We start from the raw sequence: 17916 nt of genomic DNA on the forward strand, positions 1-17916 counted from the left end.
ACCGCGAAAGCACGTCCTCACGGGCGCGGAATCGCGATACCAATCGAGCCCTGAATGCCCGCCCTGTGCGCTAGCGATTGGTATAGAGGACCAACAAATCAATGCATGACGTACCGACGCTCGACATGGAGCAGGCCCGGGCGCTATTCCGACAGTTTGCCGAATCCGTGCCCGCGCGGACCTCGGACCAGCGAATTGCTGATCGATGCGCTGGCGAAGATCGCCTGCCCGGGGCCCCCCGGCAAAATTGATTTGCCGCTCGGGGCACCGGACCGTTCTCTGGAAGTCGACGACCTTGCTTCACGCAGTCGATGCAGATGAACACCGCATCGATCCAAGAGCGCAACTGCGTCCGCCCACACCCGCCGCAGTAGCGAACATGTCGCCCGCTAGACTAGGCAAATCCGCCGAGGCGCTTGGCGATGCGGTGCGGATGGCAAGTGATTTTGCTCAGCGCGTCGACATTGTCGAGCGCTGGGTCGGGTCGATGCTCGAAAGCGGCACGCAGGACTGCGCGATCGGCCTTTCGTCCCGGATGATGGTCGCCGCCGGCGGCCGCGCGCGGATCAAGGACTGTGTTGCAAAATCCGGCCTTAGCGCCAGTCAATTCCAGCGCCGGTTTGCGACGCAAGTCGGAATGGCACCAAAGCTGTTCGCACGCACCATCCGGTTCGACCGGGCGCTGGCGTCTCGTCGCAATACCCCGAGCCGTTCGTCGAAGGATATCATCCACGAACTCGGTTATTTCGACCAGGCCGATTTCATCCGCGAACGCCACGCCTTTGCCGGTCTGCCGCCTGGCGGCCTCGTCGGCGAGTGGGACAACATCTTTTTTCCGGCGGATGACTGAAATTTACAAGCGCACTTCTGGGTCCTCGCGCTAGGTCTGTCGTCAATCGAGCTGCGGGAGAGCGGTTGTCATGTTGACGAATCTGGCGCGCTTCAATGCCATCATAGAGCGCGGCTTTTCCCAAGGCGACCTCACGGACGCGGACGAAATCTGCGCCGAGAACCTCGTCGAGCACGAGTATCTGTCGCCCACCGATATTCCCGGTCCGCAAATCCTGAAGGCGCAAATCGAGGATGCGAGGCGTAGCATCAGGGATCTGACACTTGCGGTCGAAGCGGTCGTGGAGGCTGGCGATACTGTGTGGGCACGCAGCAAGGCAACGGGCGTCGATCCACGCTCGGGCAAGCCAGTCGCCATTGATGTCATGGACATCTGCCGCTTTGCCGACGGCAAGCTCGTCGAGCGCTGGGGGGGGCCGGACCGGTTTGCGCTTCTTCATCAGGTTGGAGCGCTGCCGCCACGTAAATAGGTCGAATGGGCCCATTTGAGTCGAAAAAAAACTCGCGATTCAATGGAATCCCGCGAGATCGCACCACAATTCTTTGGAATTCGACTCGTGAATCGTTGGAATCGAATCGGACCCAATTTGGCGCGACAGTGGTTGATTTGCTTGGTGGGCCCGGCAGGACTCGAACCTGCAACCAGACCGTTATGAGCGGCCGGCTCTAACCATTGAGCTACAGGCCCCGCCGCGGGACGGCCGCGAATGTGCGGCCGGCAACGGTGCGCGGTTCGTTTACAGGGATGGAGGCGGGGGTGCAATGCTGGCTCCGGCGGATGGAAACACCGGAGCAGCGCAGCCAGCAATTTTTGAATTACCGAAATTGACGATGATGCCCTTATGCTCCTGTTTTGCCCGACGAGTCAAATGACCCTCGCGAGGAGCCATTTTTCATCGTGCGTAACCCCTTGTAATCGCTGGCCTGTTCTACGGTGCATGGGGTTGTTTTCGCAGTTATTGTGTTGAGGGAGACCCTTGGGTCCCCCGAACGTCTTGCCAGCGGGCGGACGAAGCCGGCCGCGAGGTCTGCCTAGTCCACCGAAACCCCGGCGAACTCCACCACCTTCTTCCACTTCTCGGTCTCGTCGGCGACCAGCTTGCCGAACTCGGCTGATGTCATCGGCTTCGGGATGCCGCCATTCTCGGTCAGCCGCGCGATGACCTTCGGGTCCTTCAGGGCTTCGCCGACGGCCTTGTTGAGGATCTCGATCACTTCGGGCGGCGTGCCCTTTGGCGCGGAGATGCCGTAGAAGCCGACCGATTCGAAGCCCGGCACGGTCTCGGCGATCGCCGGCACGTCGGGCACGGTTGGCCAGCGCTGCGGCGAGGTGACGCCGAGGGCGCGGACAGTGCCGCCGCGCGACTGCTCGAGCGCGGAGGGGAGGTTGTCGAAGATCAGCTGCACCTTGTTGGAGATGATGTCGGGGAAGGCGATGGCCGAGCCGCGATAGGGCACGTGCACCATGTCGCACTTGGTCATCACCTTGAACAGCTCCGCCGACATGTGCACCGAGGTGCCGTTGCCGGACGAGGCAAAGGAGATCTTGCCGGGATTGGCCTTGCAGTAGTCGATGAACTCCTGAACCGTCTTCACCGGCATTGCGTTGGAGACGACCAGCATGTTGGTGAGCTGCATGATGCTCGCGACCGGCACGGTGTCGCGCAGGAAGTCGTAAGGCAGCTTCTTGTAGAGCGAGGTCGAGATCGCGTTGTTGGGCGCGACGAACAACAGCGTATAGCCGTCGGGAGCTGCGTTGATCGCGGCGGCGGCCGCGATGTTGCCGCCGGAGCCGGCGCGGTTCTCGACGATGAATTGCTGGCCGAGGCGATCCGAGAGCGCTTGCGCCATGATCCGCGCCACGATGTCGACCGGGCCGCCGGCGGCGAAGCCGATCATCCAGTGCACGGGGCGGTCGGGGTAGCCGGCGGCGGAGGCGGGAGGGGAGGCGTTGAGGAGAGTTGAAAGAAACAGCAGCCCAAAAACAGTGTTACGCAAAATTCGCAACATGACGTCTCCCATTGTTCTATTGTCGTTGGGCTGCATGCTTTCACAAAAACCGCCCGCTGCCTACATCGCCGCAAGTCGATGTTGACGCGGGGCGGCCGGGACTCATCATGAGATTCGCAATCACAATCCTTCTCGGCGCGGCGCTGCTCGCAAATCCACTCGCAAGCCCCGTTGCTGCTCAAACCGGAGGCAACGCCATTCCGACCACGACACTCAGCTTGGGTACCGCGACGCCCGGCGGCGGCTTTCCGCTCTATGGCAACGCCTTTGCGGAAGCGATGAACGCGGCCGATCCGCAAATCACCATCGCGCCCCGCAACACCAAGGGCAGCAACGAGAACATTCCGCTGCTGGAGAAGGGCGAGCTCGATCTCGCGCTGGTCGCGGGCGAGCCGGCCTACGAGGCGTTTGCCGGCATCGGCCGCGCGCCTGTGCGGTTGAAGATCCTCACCGCGATCTATTCCAACCCCGGCATGTTCGTGGTGCGGGCGGACAGTCCGTACAGGACCATTCGCGATCTCGTCGGCCAGCCCGTCGCGTTCGGCGCCAAGGGCTCGGGCCTGCCGATCCTGGCGCGCTACGTGCTCGATGGCCTTGGTCTGAAGCAGGACGAGGACTTCAAGGCGATCTATCTCGACCGCGCCGGCGATGGCCCCGCGATGGTCGAGGACGGCCGCGTCGCCGCGCTGTGGGGCGCCGGCATCGGCTGGCCCGGCTTTGCCGCGGTGGCATCGAGTGCGTCAGGCGCGCGCTTCATTGCGCCGACCGCTGAAGAGATCACGCGCATTCGTGCCAAGCATGCGTTCCTGAAGCCGCTGCGCGTGCCGGCCGGCTCCTATCCGAAGCAGGCCGAGCCGATCGCCTCGCTCGGCTCGTGGAGTTTCGTCCTCACGCGCGAGGATCTCCCCGATGACGTCGCCTATCGCCTCGCGAAGACGCTGCACGGCGCCGAGGCGGCGTTCTGCAAGCAGCTCGCGCAGGCCTGCGAGACCACGGCGTCGAACACGGTCGCGGCAGCGCCGAAGCCGGAGCTGATCCATCCGGGCGTGATGAAGTATTTTCGCGAGATCGGGGTCGTCAAATAGCGAATGGCGAGTGGTGAGTAGCGAATGGAAGCGTCCCCATTCGCCACTCCCTATTCGCCATTCGCCAATCTCACTTCTTCACCAGCGGACACGCTGGGTCCGGTGGGCCAAACGCCTTCTCGCCCGAGATGGTCGTGAGGATCTTGTAATAGTCCCACGGATATTTGCTCTCCTCCGGTGTCTTCACCTGCACCAGCCAGAGGTCGTGCACCATCAGATTGTCCTCGCGCAGTTTGCCGTTGCGGGCGAAGAAATCCTCGATCGGCTTTTCCCGCATCTTCGCCGCGACCTTGAGCGGATCGTCGGTGCCGGTCTTCTTGATGGCGTTGAGATAGTGCATCACGCTCGAATAGACGCCGGCCTGCCACATCGACGGCATCTTGTTCATCTTGGCGAAATAGCGCTTCGACCATTCGCGGGTCTTGTCGTCCATGTCCCAATAGAACGACGTCGTCAGCAACAGCCCTTGGGCGGCCTGCAGGCCGAGGCCGTGGATGTCGGTGATCAGCGCCAGCAGCGCCGCCATCTGCTGGCCGCCCTTGAACACGCCGAACTCCGAGCCGGTCTTGATCTCGTTCATGTTGTTGGGGGGACCTGCGGCAATGCCGATGATCTTGGCCTTGGAGGCCTGCGCCTGCAGCACGAAGGAGGAGAGGTCGGGGGTTGCCAGCGGCGGCCGCACCGAGCCCAGCACCTTGCCGCCATTGGCGGTGACGACGCTGGAGGCGTCGCGCTCCAGCGAATGGCCGAAGGCGTAGTCGTCGGTGATGAAGAACCAGCTGTCGCCGCCGCGCTTGACCACCGCATCCGCAGTGCCGACCGCGAGCGCGCGGGTGTCGAACACCCACTGGATCGCGTAGGGCGAGCAGAACTTGCCGTGGAAATCCGCCGTGCCGGTGGAGTGGGTGATGAACAGCCGCTTCTTCTCGTTGGCGATGTTCTGCACCGCGAGCCCGACCGCGGAAACCGGCACGTCGACGATCAGGTCGACCTGGTCGACATCGTACCAGCGCCGCGCGATGCCGCCGCCGATATCGGCCTTGAGCTGGTGGTCGCCGATCACGATGCTGATCGGCTTGCCGAGCACCTTGCCGCCGAAATCGTCGATCGCCATCTGCGCCGCCGTCACCGAACCCTGGCCGGTCGGCGCGGAGGCGGGGCCGTTCATGTCGGTGAGCACGCCGATCTTGACGATGTCGTCGGAAACCTGCGCCGACGCCGTACCCGGCAGCAGCGCCGCCGCCAAGAACGTCGCTGCAAAGCCGGCCGCGACCGGCAGTCCAAATCTCGTTGGATTCACGCTTGTCCTCCCCTGATCCGGCTCGTTGGTCGGTGTTGCCCGGGTATGGCCCGGCTGAATTGGTTTCTTTTGCAACTATTTGGGGGCGGGCGTCAACGTCAGGCCGCGAAGCGGACCTGCCCCGCCGGCGAGGGATCGTAGCCGGTCAGCTCCTCAGCGCGCTGTCGCAGCCGCCTTTCGCTGAGGAACCGGATCAGGGCCTGCATCGGCGGGCGGAAATAGCTGCGTTGCCGCATTGCGAGATCAAAATTCTCCCAGACCAGCGGCACGAAATCGAGCCCGGCCGAGCGCGCCGCCGCACGTGTCGCGATTCCGCAATCGGCTTGTCCGGCGCGGACGATCTCGGCGAGATCCGGCCCGGTGAGCGCCGGTGTCTCGATCCGGCGCAGATCGCGGGTCGAGGCGCCGGCGCGCTTCAACAGCACGTCGAGCAGCATCTGCGCGCCTGTGCCCTGTTGTCGCATCGCCATCCTGACACCGAGCGCAAGCACGTCGGAGAGGCCGCGCAGCCGTTTCGGATTGCCCGGCGGCAGCACGAGACCCTGCTCGCGGCGCACGAATGCGACCAGCACCGCATCATGCAGGTCAGGCGCGTCACGCAGCGTCGTCGCACTGGCGTCGGAGGCAAGATTGCCGTCGGCCTCCAGGCTGTGGAAGTGCACCGCCGCGGCCATCACCTCGTCGCGTTGCAAGCGCTCGAGCCCGCGCGCGCTGCCCTCGCTCATCGATCCCAGGCCCGAGCCGGATTCACGCAGGCTCCAGTCCAAAAGCTCGTCCTGGCTGCCGCCAACGACCGGCGGCGGCTCCGCAGTCAGCATGCCGGCCGGACGCGCCAGTCCCGACAGGACCCAGAGGTCGAGCTCGTGCCGCGGGAAGAGCCACTTCCCGGTCACCTTGGTGCAGGGAATCGCGCCGGTGGTGACGAGTTCGTAGAGCTTGCGTTCGCCGAGCCGAAGGTAGTCGGCGGCTTCGCTGGTCGTCAGGAATTCCATCCTGCATTCCTATGCAAATTCTTGCTTCTTTTTGGCGTTCGACGCAGGTGGAATTCTGCATTTCAATTTACGTCCGGCAGGACCATGCCCGATCATCTCGCTGCTTTGCAACACATCCTCACGCGCGATCTCTGCTTTGGTGAACGATCCTGAAGCACCCGCGTGGCGCGGGCCTTGCGGCCATCGCGCTCGCAATTGCAATCGACGCACCGCGCGGGCCGCATTGCCGAAATGTCCCGAGTGGGGAGCGCAATGAGCAAACGCGTCACGAGTGTGGCGCAATCGATCATCATCATGATTGCCATAGCCAATGGGAACCCGATCATGGTCGTCCGCCGCCTGTCCGTTGCACTCGCGCTTCTCTGCGGCCTCGCCGCGGGCGTGGCGGCGTCATTTGCGGAGGACCGCGCGATCGTGCTGGCCTCGACCACAGCGACACAGGAGTCAGGCCTGCTCGATCATCTGCTGCCGATCTTCCGCGAGAAGACCGGCATCGAGGTGACGGTGATCGCGCGGCGCGCCGATGAAGTGCTTGACGGGGCGCGCAGGGGCGAAGTCGACGTCGTGCTGATGCACGCACGGCCGCAGGAGGAGAAGTTCGTCGCCGACGGTTTTGGCGTGAAGCGCTTTGACGTGATGTACAACGACTATGTGCTGATCGGGCCGAAGAGCGATCCCGCCGCCGTGAAGGGCAAGGACATCGCCACCGCGCTGAAGGCGATCGAGGCCAAGGGCGCTCCGTTCGTGACGCGCGGCGATCGCTCGGGCACCCATGGCGCGGAGCTCGCGCTCTGGATCGTCGCCGGCATCGATATCGCCGCTGCCAAGGGCGCATGGTATCGCGAAGTCAAGCAAGGGATGGACGCAGCCCTCGACGCGGCGCGCACGGCGAACGCCTATGTGCTGTCCGACCGCGGCAGCTGGATCGCCTTCAAGGATCGCGGCGATCTCGACATCGTCGTCGAAGGCGACAAGCGGCTGCTCAATCAGTACGGCGCGATGCTGGTGAACCCGGAAAAGTTTCCGGACGTGAAGAAGGAGCTGGGGCAGACCTTCATCGACTGGCTGATTTCGCCGGAGGGGCAGGCGGCGATCGCCGGCTACAAGGTCGACGGACAGCAGCTGTTCTTCCCCAATGCGGCCAAATCCGGCGGCTGACCTTCGCATCGCCAGCGGTTGCCAAACCGGGCGATGCATGGTCCATCATGGCGCATGACCCAGCGCCTGCCGCCATCGCTGACGCCGCTCGACACTGCGCTCGCCGCGTTGCTGCGAGGCGTTGATCCGATCGCGACGATCGAGTTGCCCCTGACGGAGGCCGCCGGCTGCATCGCGGCGGGGACGCCGCTGCTTGCGGCCTTTCCGACGCGCGACATCGCGGCTGCGGATGGCTGGGCGCTCTGCGCCAACGATATTGTCGGCGCGTCCGCCTATTCGCCGCTGCCTCTGACGACGGCGCCCGTTTGGGTCGATGCCGGCGACGCGATGCCGCCGGGATGTGATTGTGTGCTCGATGCCGACGCAGTCGAGGTGTCGGGTCCACTCGCCCAAGTGCTGGCGGAGGGCGTGCCCGGACAGGGCGTCAGGCGTGCCGGAAGCGACATCGCCGGGCGCGCGCCCGCCGTGGCGGAAGGGCATTTGATCCATCCTGCCACACTGCTGCTCGCGCGCGCCGCCGGTGTTGAAAAGCTAAGCGTACGGCAGACGCGGCTGTGCATCGTCAACGTGCCGGGTGCCGCCGTGACGGCGCACATGATTGACGAGATCGCGCGCGCAGCAGGGCTGCAAGTGCAAGCGCGCGAAGCTGCCGCGCGAGATGCGGCATCGATCGCGGAAGCGCTCGGCGATCTCACTCGCGATCTCACTTGCGAGCTCGTCGTGACGATCGGCGGCAGCGGCGCCGGCCGCCGGGATGCCGCGGTCAGCGCGCTGGCCCGGCATGGTGACGTGCTCGCCCATGGCCTCGCGCTCCAGCCCGGACGCACCGCCGCGGTCGGGCGGCTCGGACCGGTTCCAATCGTCGCCTTGCCCGGCTCGCCCGATCATGCGCTTGCCGCCTGGCTCGCGCTCGTGCTGCCGCTCGTCGATCGCCTGTCGGCGCGGCAGTTACGCCGGCGCATGACCTTGCCGCTCGCGCGAAAAATCGCATCCAGTGTCGGCATCGCCGAAATCGCCCTGCTGGCCGAGGAACATCATGCGTGGCTCCCGCTTGCGGTGGGGGATTGGCCGCTTCAGGCCATTGCCCGGGCCGATGCATGGCTGCTCGTTCCCGCCAGCCACGAGGGATTTGCGGCAGGAACGCCGGTCGATGCCTATCTGATGCGGGAATGATATGGGTTTGGCATGACGATGATCCCGCAATCGCAAGACCGCGGCGCGCTCGAACAGGAGCAGTTCCTCAAGATCCTCTCGCGTGAGGATGCGCTGGCGCGCTTTGAAGCTGCGTTGTTCCCGCGCGCGGTCCCGAGCGAGACGCGCAAGCTTGCCGATGCGCTCGGCGCCGCGCTGGCCGAAGACATCACGGCGCCCCTCGACGTTCCGCCGTTCGACCGTTCCAACGTTGACGGCTTTGCCGTGCGCTCGGCCGATCTCGCCGCGGCCGGCGAAGGCGCGCCCGTTCGCCTTGCGCTGAACGGCGAGACCATTCACTGCGGCACCGCGCCGAAGCTGCAGGTGGCGACGGGAACTGCAACGCCGATCGCAACCGGCGGGCCGCTACCGCGCGGCGCCGACGCCGTCGTCATGGTCGAGCATACCCAGCCCGCCGGATCCGATACGATCGACGTCCGGCGAGCCGTCTCGCCGGGACAGTTCGTGTCATACGCAGGCTCCGACATCGCGCGCGGCGAGGCGCTGCTGCGCGCCGGCACGATCATCGGCTCGCGCGAGATCGGCATGCTGGCGGCGTGCGGCATCGCCGAGGTGACTGTCGCGCGCAAGCCGCGTGTTGCCGTGATCTCCACCGGTGACGAATTGGTTCAACCCGGCGAGGCGCTCGCGTCGGCTGCGATCTACGACACCAACGGCGCCATCGTCGCTGCCGCGATCGACGAGAATGGCGGCGAGGCGGTGTTCCTCGGCGCCATTCCCGACGATGAGGCAAAACTCGAAGCCGCCATGCGCCGCGCGCTGGCGGACGCCGACATGCTGGTGCTCTCGGGCGGCACCTCGAAGGGCGCGGGCGACGTGTCCCATCGCATCATCGGCCGGCTCGGCCAGCCCGGCATCATCGCGCACGGCGTTGCGCTCAAACCCGGCAAGCCGCTATGCCTTGCGGTGTGCGACGGCAAGCCGGTGGTGATCCTGCCGGGCTTCCCGACCTCGGCGATGTTCACCTTCCACGATATGATCGTGCCGGTGCTGCGCAGGATGGCCGGGCTGCCGCCGCGCTCCGACGCCAAGGTGAACGCGACCGTGCCGGTGCGCATCGTCTCCGAACTCGGCCGCACCGAGTTCGTCATGGTCTCGCTGGTCGGCGGCAAAGACGGCCTGATCGCCTATCCCTCCGGCAAGGGCTCCGGTGCGATCACGTCGTTCGCCCAGGCCGACGGTTTTCTGCGCATCGACGCGCTCGCCGACCAGATGCCGGCATTGACCGACGCCGAGGTGACGCTGTTCACGCCGCATGTGCGGGTGCCCGATCTCGTCATCGTCGGCAGCCATTGCACCGGCCTCGATCTCGTCACCGCACAGCTCGCGCATGCGGGGCTGACCGTGCGCTCGATCGCGGTCGGCAGCCTCGGCGGACTCGCGGCGGCGAAGCGGGGCGAATGCGATCTCGCGCCGATCCATCTGTTCGACGACAAGAGCGAGACCTACAACACGCCTTACCTCGTTGAGGGGCTCGAGCTCGTGCCGGGCTGGCGGCGGATGCAGGGCATCGTGTTCCGCAAGGGCGACAAACGTTTCGAGGGGCTCGGTGCGAAGGAAGCAGTTGCCGCCGCGCTCGCGGACCCCGCCTGCATCATGGTCAACCGTAACCAGGGCGCCGGCACGCGCATCCTGATCGACCGGCTGCTCGGCGGTGCGCGCCCGGAAGGTTACTGGAACCAGCCGCGCTCGCACAATGCCGTGGCTGCGGCTGTCGCGCAGCACCGTGCCGACTGGGGCATGACCATTGCGCCGGTCGCCCATGCGGTCGGTCTCGGTTTCATTCCGTTCGCGGAAGAGCATTATGATTTCGCGCTGGTGACGGCGCGCAAGCAGCGGCCGGCGGTGCAGGCTTTTCTCGATGCACTTGGTTCGACCGAAGCTAGAACGGCGTTGGAGCAGGCAGGCTTTCGGCCCGCCTAGACGACATACGACGACGCGGCGTTCAAGCCGCGCGACGGGGTGGGGGACGCGATGGCAAGGCCGCTTTCGGTTGCGATCGTCGGTGCCGGCATGGGCGGGCTTGCAACCGCCGCGGCGCTTCGACGCGTCGGTATCGATGTGATGGTCTACGAGCAGGCCTCCCAATTCGCCCGCATCGGGGCCGGCATCCAGATCGGCTGCAACGCGATGAAGGTGTTGCGCGCCCTGGGGCTGGAGGCGCGGATGCGCCAGCACTCGTTCTATCCACGCTCCTGGAACAACCGCGACTGGAAGAGCGGCGACATCAAGTTCGACATGATTTTTGGCGAGAGCGCGGAAGAGAAGTTCGGCGCGCCCTATCTGCTGGCCCATCGCAGCGATCTCCATGCGGCGCTGGCGAGCGTGGTGTCGAACGAATTTGTGCGGCTCAATCACAAGCTCGTTGGCCTCGACGAGACCGGCGATGGCGTCCGGCTGAGCTTTGCCGATGGCACGCGTGCCATCGCCGATGCCGTGGTCGGCGCGGACGGCGTCCATTCGACGGTCCGCGATCTCCTGTTCGACACCGCGCCGGCCAAATTCACCGGCCGCATCGCCTATCGCACCACCTATCCCGCCGCGCTGCTCGGCGGCGCAGGGATCGACGACTGCACCAAATGGTGGGGCGAGGACCGCCACATCGTGATCTATTACGTCAAGCCTGACCGCAGCGAGGTCTATCTCGTCACCAGCCAGCCCGAGCCGGACTTTCGCATCGAGTCCTGGTCGGCGAGGGGCGACGTGCGCGATCTGCGCGCATCATTCGAAGGCTTTCATCCGCAGGTCACTCAGGTGCTCGCCGCCTGTCCCGACGTGCACAAATGGGCGATCATGGACCGTGACGCGCTGGAGCACTGGGCCGATGGCAAGGTGACGCTGCTCGGCGATGCCTGCCATCCGATGACGCCCTACATGGCGCAAGGCGCGGCCATGGCAATCGAGGATGCCGCCGTGCTGTCGCGCTGCCTCGACGGTGTCGGCCGCGACGGCGTCGCCAATGCGTTCCGCCGCTTCGAGGCGACCCGCAAGGTGCGCACGACGCGGGTGCAGGAGACCTCGCGCGCCAACATCTGGCTTAAGGAGCGCACCGATACAAGCTGGGTTTACGGCTACGACGCCTGGCAAGTGCCGCTGGCGGCTTGAACCGTCTGCTCGCGCTTGCGCCGACGCTTCTTGTCAGGAGGCCGCATCCAACGCGGCCAGCCGCTCGGCTTCGGCGATGTCCTCGACCGTGTTGGCGTTGAAGAACGGATCGAGCGGCTCGGTCGGCCATGTCACCGTTGCGAGCGGATAGCGCGCGGTCCATCGGTCGATCTTGCGGAGGTCCTCGACGACCAGCGCGTGACGCAGCTCGTCGAGCAGGGCGACGCGCCACAGACCGATCACCGGATGTGACTGGTCGCCTGATGCGGCGACCGCGAGCTGGGCGTTCTCCCTCTCCCGCGCCTCGTGCATGCGCGCCACGAGATCGCGCGGCAGGAACGGGCAGTCGCCCGCGGCGCTCAGCACCCATTCGATGTCAGGCCGATTCGCCGCCGTCCAGTCGAGCGCGGCGAGAATGCCGGCGAGCGGACCGGGGAAGCCGGGGACGTCATCGGCGACAACGGGCAGGCCGAACGCCGCAAAGCGTGCGGGATCGCCATTCGCGTTGAGGATCAATGCGCTGCATTGCGGCGTCAATCGCGCAATCACGCGCTCAAGGATGGTGCGGCCGCCGATGGTCCGCATCGGCTTGTCGCCGCCGCCCATGCGCCGTGCGAGGCCGCCTGCGAGCAGCACGCCCTGCGTTGCCGGAAAGTCAGTCGTCACCACCTTCACCCTTGCGTTTGTGCTTCGTCGATTCCTCCTCGACGTAAGCAAGGTTCTGGTCGTAGACGATCCGCTCTTCGCCCGCGAGCGCGATGAAGCGCTTACCGCGCGTGCGGCCGACCAGCGTCAGTCCGACCTGGCGGGCAAGATCGACGCCCCAGGCGGTGAAGCCGGAGCGCGACACCAGGATCGGAATGCCCATCCGCACGGTCTTGATCACCATTTCCGAGGTGAGCCGTCCCGTGGTGTAGAGGATCTTGTCGGAGGCATCGACGCCGTGGCGGTACATCCAGCCCGCGATCTTGTCGACCGCGTTGTGACGGCCGACGTCCTCGGTGTAGCAGAGCGGCTCGCCCTCCCTGCACAGCACGCAGCCATGGATCGCGCCGGCCTCCAGATAGAGCGAGGGCATGGTGTTGATGGTCTGCGTCATCTGATAGAGCCAGGAGGTGCGCAGCTCAGCCTTCGGCAGCGCGACGCTCTCGACCGCCTCTAACAGGTCGCCGAACGCGGTGCCCTGCGCGCAGCCCGAGGTCTGGGTGCGCTTCTTCAGCTTGGCTTCGAAATTGGTGTGATGTGAGGTGCGCACCACCACCACCTGGAGGTCGTCGTCGTATTCGACCTCGGTGACCTCGTCATTATATTTCAGCATGTTCTGGTTGAGCAGATAGCCCAGCGCCAGATATTCCGGGTAGTCGCCGATCGTCATCATGGTGACGATCTCCTGCGAATTCAGGTAGAGCGTCAGCGGCCGTTCCATCGGCACCTTGATCTCGACCTTGGCGCCGGTCTGGTCGGTGCCGGTCACGCGCTCTGTCAGGCGCGGGTCGTCAGGGTTCGGAACGATCAGGGGCACTGGGGCTTTGTCGATCTTCATCATGGCCGCGACGTTAGCATGACATTCGGGTCAAGCCGATATAAGCATGCTCACGACGATGGAGAAGGCGGTTCCGGCCGCATGACACGGCCGGCGGAGATCGAGTTACGATGAAAGTCATCGGCCTTGCGGGCTGGAGCGGTGCGGGCAAGACCACGCTGTTGACGCGGCTGATCCCGCATTTCAACGCGCAAGGCCTGCGCGTCTCCGTCATCAAGCATGCCCATCACCAGTTCGACGTCGACGTGCCCGGCAAGGATTCCTGGCGCCACCGCGAGGCCGGCGCGGCCGAGGTGCTGGTTGCGTCGTCGAACCGCTGGGCCCTGATGCATGAATTGCGTGGCGCCGAGGAACCGCGGCTGCCGGAGCTCCTGGGCAAGCTGTCAAGCGTCGATCTCGTCGTGGTCGAGGGCTTCAAGCGCGAGCCGCACCGCAAGATCGAGGTGCATCGCGCCGGCAACGGCAAGCCGCTGCTGTTTCCCGATGATCCTGGAATTGTCGGGATCGCGACCGACATCGCCATTGAAACCCGCCTGCCGACCGTCCATCTCGATGATATCGAGGCTGCCGCGGCATTGCTGCTGCGTGCGGCGATGCCGGTCGAGGAAGCGGTGGCAAAAAGCGCCGCGACACGCTGACGAGGCACCATGGCGCAACTGTCGGACGATTGCTTTGCCTTCGGCGGACCGATGATGTCGGTCGACGAGGCCGTTGGTCTGATCACCACGCGCGTCAATGCGATCGCCGATACCGAGACCGTGGCACTCGTTCATGCGGACGGGCGCGTGCTCGCGCGCGATATCGCGGCGCCCCTGCCGCTGCCGCCCTTCACCAACTCCGCCGTCGACGGTTATGCCGTGCGCAACGCCGACCTTCCGGAAAGCGCGGAACGGGCATTCCCGCTCGACGGCCGCATCCAGGCCGGCGGCCTTGCGCAGGCGCCGATCAAGGCCGGCCACACTGCGCGCATCTTCACGGGCGCGCCGATGCCGCCTGACGCCGAGACCGTCTTCATGCAGGAAGACGTTCGCCTCGATGAGGCCGGTAGAATCGTGCTGCCGCCGGGGCTGAAGCCCGGCGCCAATGTCCGCCCGGCGGGCGAGGACATTCCGCAAGGGCACGTCGCGCTGCGGGCCGGCCAGCGGCTGCGGCCGCAGCATGTCGCGCTTGCTGCAGCATTCGGCCTGACCCGGCTCGACGTCGTCAGGCGCATCCGCGTTGCCGTGTTCTCGACCGGTGACGAGCTGGCTTCGCCCGGCGAGCCCCGCGCGGCCTCACAGCTGTTCGATTCCAATCGCTTCATGCTGATGGCGATGCTGCGCCGGCTCGGCTGCGAGGTCTCCGACCTCGGCATCTTGCGCGACGAGCGCAATGCGCTCGCGGATGGATTGAAGCAGGTTGCAGGCAGCCACGATCTGATCCTCACCACCGGCGGCGTCTCGACCGGCGAGGAGGACCACGTCAAGGCGGCGGTCGAGAGCATCGGCTCGCTGGTGCTGTGGCGGATGGCGATCAAGCCCGGCCGTCCCGTGGCGATGGGCATCATCGGCGGTACGCCGCTGATCGGCTTGCCTGGCAATCCCGTCGCCAGTTTTGTCACCTTCGTCCACGTGGTGCGGCCGACGGTGCTGGCGCTTGCGGGCAGTCTGCCGGAGCCGCTGTTGCCGATCCCGGTGCGTGCCGCGTTCACCTACAAGAAGAAGATCGGCCGCCGCGAATATGTTCGCAGCTCGTTGCGACGCGGAGAGGACGGTGCGTTGGAAGCGGTCAAGTTTCCGCGCGAAGGCGCAGGCCTGTTGTCGTCGCTGGTCGAGACCGATGGCCTCATCGAACTCGGCGACGACATCACGCGCGTCGAGCCGGGCCAGAGCGTGGGTTTCTTGTCCTATGCGGATTTGCTCTGAGCCTCGCGTTGACGCCATCGCCTCACCCCGCCATGTTGCGCCCATGACCAGAACCACGCTCGATCTCACCGGGCTGAAATGCCCGCTACCTGCCTTGAAGACGCGCAAGGCGCTCAAACCGTTACAGCCGGGCGATCAGCTCGAAGTGCACTGCACCGACCCCTTGTCGGTGATTGACATTCCGAACCTGATCCGCGAGACGGGCGACACGGTGGAGATCACCGAGCGCAACGAGGCGCGCATCGTGTTCTTGATAGAAAAGATCAATGGATCGATAGAGAAAACCAATGGTGCGCTGCGTTCGTAGTGCACGGTCACTCTGCTGATACCTACCTTTTGTCTATCGACATCAATCGTGGCTTCTGCCCCAATTGACAACCTCCGTGCAGGCGCGGAGGTTGAGTCTTGTCTGCGATACGCGGATGAACGGGCCAAGCTCACGAAGCCTGCACGGTGTATCGGCATAGAGCCCCGCTCGAGGGGTTAACGACTCGGATGCGCGTGACGATCCTGGCGCGCGTCAATGATTGTGCGGAGCAGCAGGGACCGTGGCTGCGCCGCAAGGGCTGAGGACCAGGATTGCAGCGGCAGGCTTGCTCAGAAGGGCAACTGCAGGGGAGGACTACATGGCAACAATCGAGAGCGCTGGAACACTTTCGGGTGCCGGCGCAGGTTTTCTGGATCGCGAGCGAACCATCGCGACCGCCGGCTTCAATCGCTGGCTGGTGCCGCCGGCTGCGCTCTGCATCCATCTCTGCATCGGCATGGCCTACGGCTTCTCGGTGTTCTGGCTGCCGCTGTCGCGCGCGATCGGGGTGACCGCGCCGAAGGCGTGCGCAGACATGTCGCTGTTTCAGGAGCTGTTCACGACCAGCTGCGACTGGAAGGTCGCCAGCATGGGGTGGATGTACACGCTCTTTTTTGTGCTGCTCGGTATCGCGGCCGCGGTTTGGGGCGGCTGGCTGGAGCGCGTCGGCCCGCGCAAGGCCGGCTTCGTCTCGGCGCTGTGCTGGTGCGGCGGTCTCTTCCTCGGTGCGATCGGAGTCTACACCCATCAGCTCTGGCTGTTGTGGCTGGGTTCGGGCGTGATCGGCGGCATCGGTCTCGGCCTTGGCTATATCTCGCCGGTGTCGACGCTGGTGAAGTGGTTTCCGGACCGCCGCGGCATGGCGACCGGCATGGCCATCATGGGCTTCGGCGGCGGCGCCATGATCGGCGCGCCACTGGCGAACCTGTTGATGAACTACTTCAAGACCCCGACCTCGGTCGGCGTCTGGGAGACCTTCGTCGCGATGGGCGTGATCTACTTCGTGTTCATGATGATCGGCGCGTTCCGCTATCGCTTGCCGCCGCCCGGCTGGCAGCCCGAGGGCTGGACCCCGCCGTCCAAGGCCAACGCGATGATCTCGAAGAGCAACGTCCATCTCAACGACGCGCACAAGACGCCGCAGTTCTGGCTGATCTGGTGGGTGCTGTGCCTGAACGTGTCGGCCGGCATCGGCGTGATCGGCATGGCCTCGCCGATGCTCCAGGAAATCTTCGCCGGCAAGCTGATCGGCCTGCCTGACGTCGGCTTCAACGCGCTCGACGCCGGGCAGAAGGCGCAGATCGCCGCGATCGCCGCGGGCTTCGCCGGATTGCTGTCGCTGTTCAACATCGGCGGCCGCTTCTTTTGGGCATCGCTGTCGGACAAGATCGGGCGCAAGAACACCTACTACACGTTCTTCATCCTCGGCATCGTGCTCTACGCGCTGGCGCCGACGTTTGCAGCGATGGGCTCGAAGCTCCTGTTCGTGCTCGGCTTCGGCATCATCCTCTCGATGTATGGCGGCGGGTTCGCCACCGTGCCGGCCTATCTTGCCGACATGTTCGGGACCCAGTTCGTGGGCGCCATCCACGGCCGGCTGCTGACGGCGTGGTCCACCGCGGGCATCATCGGTCCCGTCGTGGTGAACTACATCCGCGAGTTCCAGCTCGCGGCGGGCGTGCCGCGCGATCAGCTCTACAACACGACCATGTACATCCTGTGCGCGATGCTGATCGCGGGCCTGATCTGCAACTACCTGATCAAGCCGGTCGATTCGAAGTGGTACATGAAGGACGCCGACGTCGCCAAGCTGCAAGCGGCGAGCGCCAGCGCCGCTGCCGCGGGGCCGCACGGCTCCTACGGCATCGGATTCGGCGGGCTTGACGTCAAGGCGGCGCTGTTCTGGGCCTTCGTCGGCGTGCCCCTGCTTTGGGGTGTCTGGAAGACACTGGAGAGCGCGGTCAAGATCTTCTGATCGCCGTCGAGACTGCCGCGGGATGCTGATCATCGGCGTCCCGCGGCGTTCGCCTTTTAGACATCATCGAGAGTCGGACTTAATCAAGAGTGGGACTTAGGGGGATTGAAATGCTTCGCACCCGAATTTGCCTTGTGGCCGTGTTGCTTGTCGCCGGCCTTCATGCCGCATCCGCGCAGACGACGCCGCCGGCGGCGCCTGCCGCAACGACCGAAGCCAAGCCGGGCAAGATCAAGCTCACCATGCAGAAGCTGAAGGACATGAAGGCGAAGTGGGCGGCCAACAAGCCGAAGCTCAAGGCCTGCCGCGCCGACGTGAAGTCCAAGGGCCTCGCCGGCGACGATCGCTGGTTCTATATCGAAGAGTGCATGAGCAAGACGTGAGGCCACGCCACAAATCGAGTCGATGAAGGGGCATGGAGCCGGGCGGCTCCATGCCCCTTAAATGCTTATCGGAACGCATGAATTCTCTTGGCA

Annotated in this window: 17 protein-coding genes and 1 tRNA gene; 12 read left to right on the forward strand and 6 right to left on the reverse strand. The window is 65.2% G+C overall.

What is annotated here, in order from left to right; all coding sequences use genetic code 11:
- Positions 1-295: 295 nt before the first annotated feature.
- Together IVB46_RS40985 and IVB46_RS40990 are read left to right on the forward strand one after the other, a co-directional pair.
- A complete protein-coding gene (locus tag IVB46_RS40985; protein ID WP_247314630.1) occupies positions 296-850 on the forward strand; it encodes a helix-turn-helix domain-containing protein in 555 nt (184 codons plus the stop codon).
- 70 nt (positions 851-920) lie between these two features.
- Positions 921-1319, forward strand: coding sequence for an ester cyclase (locus IVB46_RS40990; RefSeq protein ID WP_247314629.1), 399 nt, complete (start codon positions 921-923; stop codon positions 1317-1319).
- A gap of 142 nt (positions 1320-1461) precedes the next feature.
- Here the strand turns inward: IVB46_RS40990 and IVB46_RS40995 are convergent.
- A tRNA-Ile gene (locus tag IVB46_RS40995) sits at positions 1462-1537 on the reverse strand.
- Positions 1538-1881: 344 nt separating this feature from the next.
- Positions 1882-2859: a tripartite tricarboxylate transporter substrate binding protein gene (locus tag IVB46_RS41000; protein ID WP_247345458.1), complete on the reverse strand. Its 978-nt coding sequence runs from the start codon at positions 2857-2859 to the stop codon at positions 1882-1884.
- A gap of 107 nt (positions 2860-2966) precedes the next feature.
- Between IVB46_RS41000 and IVB46_RS41005 the strand changes: the two genes are divergently transcribed.
- Positions 2967-3944 carry a TAXI family TRAP transporter solute-binding subunit gene (locus IVB46_RS41005; RefSeq protein ID WP_247314625.1) on the forward strand — a complete coding sequence of 326 codons (978 nt, stop codon included), beginning with the start codon at positions 2967-2969 and terminating at the stop codon, positions 3942-3944.
- A 70-nt stretch (positions 3945-4014) separates the two neighbouring features.
- On the opposite strand, the gene IVB46_RS41010 is transcribed toward IVB46_RS41005, so the two are convergent.
- A complete protein-coding gene (locus tag IVB46_RS41010; RefSeq protein ID WP_247314623.1) occupies positions 4015-5244 on the reverse strand; it encodes an ABC transporter substrate-binding protein in 1230 nt (409 codons plus the stop codon).
- Between the two features lie 98 nt (positions 5245-5342).
- Positions 5343-6236, reverse strand: a complete 894-nt coding sequence (locus tag IVB46_RS41015) for a helix-turn-helix transcriptional regulator (RefSeq protein WP_247314621.1) — start codon at positions 6234-6236, stop codon at positions 5343-5345.
- A gap of 324 nt (positions 6237-6560) precedes the next feature.
- Here IVB46_RS41015 and IVB46_RS41020 point away from each other — a divergent pair, with 324 nt between their 5' ends.
- From IVB46_RS41020 to IVB46_RS41035, 4 genes are read left to right on the forward strand one after another with little or no spacing between them, the layout of a single operon-like run.
- Positions 6561-7394: a substrate-binding domain-containing protein gene (locus tag IVB46_RS41020; RefSeq protein ID WP_063985272.1), complete on the forward strand. Its 834-nt coding sequence runs from the start codon at positions 6561-6563 to the stop codon at positions 7392-7394.
- Positions 7395-7448: 54 nt separating this feature from the next.
- The gene (locus tag IVB46_RS41025; protein WP_247314620.1) at positions 7449-8567 is read left to right on the forward strand and encodes a molybdopterin-binding protein; all 1119 of its coding nucleotides are present in this window, start codon (positions 7449-7451) and stop codon (positions 8565-8567) included.
- Positions 8568-8579: 12 nt separating this feature from the next.
- Positions 8580-10529: a molybdopterin biosynthesis protein gene (locus IVB46_RS41030; protein ID WP_247345461.1), complete on the forward strand. Its 1950-nt coding sequence runs from the start codon at positions 8580-8582 to the stop codon at positions 10527-10529.
- A gap of 51 nt (positions 10530-10580) precedes the next feature.
- Positions 10581-11711 (forward strand): FAD-dependent monooxygenase, encoded by a 1131-nt coding sequence (locus tag IVB46_RS41035; RefSeq protein WP_247314617.1) that lies wholly within the window; start codon positions 10581-10583, stop codon positions 11709-11711.
- A 33-nt stretch (positions 11712-11744) separates the two neighbouring features.
- Here the strand turns inward: IVB46_RS41035 and mobA are convergent, their stop codons facing one another.
- Entirely contained in the window at positions 11745-12386 is a 642-nt protein-coding gene (gene mobA / locus IVB46_RS41040) for a molybdenum cofactor guanylyltransferase MobA (RefSeq protein ID WP_247314615.1), read from the reverse strand.
- Positions 12367-13257 carry a formate dehydrogenase accessory sulfurtransferase FdhD gene (gene fdhD, locus IVB46_RS41045; RefSeq protein ID WP_247314614.1) on the reverse strand — a complete coding sequence of 297 codons (891 nt, stop codon included), beginning with the start codon at positions 13255-13257 and terminating at the stop codon, positions 12367-12369. The genes mobA and fdhD overlap by 20 nt, the downstream gene beginning before the upstream one ends.
- 107 nt (positions 13258-13364) lie before the next feature.
- On the opposite strand from fdhD, the gene mobB reads away from it, so the two are divergent.
- From mobB to IVB46_RS41070, 5 genes are all read left to right on the forward strand, one after another.
- On the forward strand, positions 13365-13892 hold the full coding sequence (gene mobB / locus IVB46_RS41050; protein ID WP_071916302.1) for a molybdopterin-guanine dinucleotide biosynthesis protein B: 528 nt from the start codon (positions 13365-13367) through the stop codon (positions 13890-13892).
- 9 nt (positions 13893-13901) lie between these two features.
- Entirely contained in the window at positions 13902-15158 is a 1257-nt protein-coding gene (glp, locus tag IVB46_RS41055; protein ID WP_247314612.1) for a gephyrin-like molybdotransferase Glp, read from the forward strand.
- Positions 15159-15201: 43 nt separating this feature from the next.
- Positions 15202-15465, forward strand: a complete 264-nt coding sequence (locus tag IVB46_RS41060; RefSeq protein WP_014497569.1) for a sulfurtransferase TusA family protein — start codon at positions 15202-15204, stop codon at positions 15463-15465.
- A gap of 319 nt (positions 15466-15784) precedes the next feature.
- A complete protein-coding gene (locus tag IVB46_RS41065) occupies positions 15785-17440 on the forward strand; it encodes an OFA family MFS transporter (RefSeq protein ID WP_247314609.1) in 1656 nt (551 codons plus the stop codon).
- Positions 17441-17550: 110 nt separating this feature from the next.
- On the forward strand, positions 17551-17823 hold the full coding sequence (locus IVB46_RS41070; protein WP_063985265.1) for a hypothetical protein: 273 nt from the start codon (positions 17551-17553) through the stop codon (positions 17821-17823).
- The last annotated feature ends 93 nt before the right edge of the window (positions 17824-17916 follow it).

It is taken from the genome of Bradyrhizobium sp. 61 (assembly GCF_023073075.1).
Classification (GTDB): domain Bacteria; phylum Pseudomonadota; class Alphaproteobacteria; order Rhizobiales; family Xanthobacteraceae; genus Bradyrhizobium; species Bradyrhizobium barranii.

Excerpts from the sequence above, each read along its gene's own strand:
- IVB46_RS40990 (WP_247314629.1), top strand. The coding sequence starts at position 921 with ATGTTGACGAATCTGGCGCGCTTCAATGCCATCATAGAGCGCGGCTTT.
- IVB46_RS41000 (WP_247345458.1), bottom strand. The coding sequence starts at position 2,859 with ATGTTGCGAATTTTGCGTAACACTGTTTTTGGGCTGCTGTTTCTTTCA.
- IVB46_RS41005 (WP_247314625.1), top strand. The coding sequence starts at position 2,967 with ATGAGATTCGCAATCACAATCCTTCTCGGCGCGGCGCTGCTCGCAAAT.
- IVB46_RS41015 (WP_247314621.1), bottom strand. The coding sequence starts at position 6,236 with ATGGAATTCCTGACGACCAGCGAAGCCGCCGACTACCTTCGGCTCGGC.
- IVB46_RS41020 (WP_063985272.1), top strand. The coding sequence starts at position 6,561 with ATGGTCGTCCGCCGCCTGTCCGTTGCACTCGCGCTTCTCTGCGGCCTC.
- IVB46_RS41025 (WP_247314620.1), top strand. The coding sequence starts at position 7,449 with ATGACCCAGCGCCTGCCGCCATCGCTGACGCCGCTCGACACTGCGCTC.
- IVB46_RS41030 (WP_247345461.1), top strand. The coding sequence starts at position 8,580 with ATGACGATGATCCCGCAATCGCAAGACCGCGGCGCGCTCGAACAGGAG.
- IVB46_RS41035 (WP_247314617.1), top strand. The coding sequence starts at position 10,581 with ATGGCAAGGCCGCTTTCGGTTGCGATCGTCGGTGCCGGCATGGGCGGG.
- fdhD (WP_247314614.1), bottom strand. The coding sequence starts at position 13,257 with ATGATGAAGATCGACAAAGCCCCAGTGCCCCTGATCGTTCCGAACCCT.
- mobB (WP_071916302.1), top strand. The coding sequence starts at position 13,365 with ATGAAAGTCATCGGCCTTGCGGGCTGGAGCGGTGCGGGCAAGACCACG.
- glp (WP_247314612.1), top strand. The coding sequence starts at position 13,902 with ATGGCGCAACTGTCGGACGATTGCTTTGCCTTCGGCGGACCGATGATG.
- IVB46_RS41060 (WP_014497569.1), top strand. The coding sequence starts at position 15,202 with ATGACCAGAACCACGCTCGATCTCACCGGGCTGAAATGCCCGCTACCT.
- IVB46_RS41065 (WP_247314609.1), top strand. The coding sequence starts at position 15,785 with ATGGCAACAATCGAGAGCGCTGGAACACTTTCGGGTGCCGGCGCAGGT.
- IVB46_RS41070 (WP_063985265.1), top strand. The coding sequence starts at position 17,551 with ATGCTTCGCACCCGAATTTGCCTTGTGGCCGTGTTGCTTGTCGCCGGC.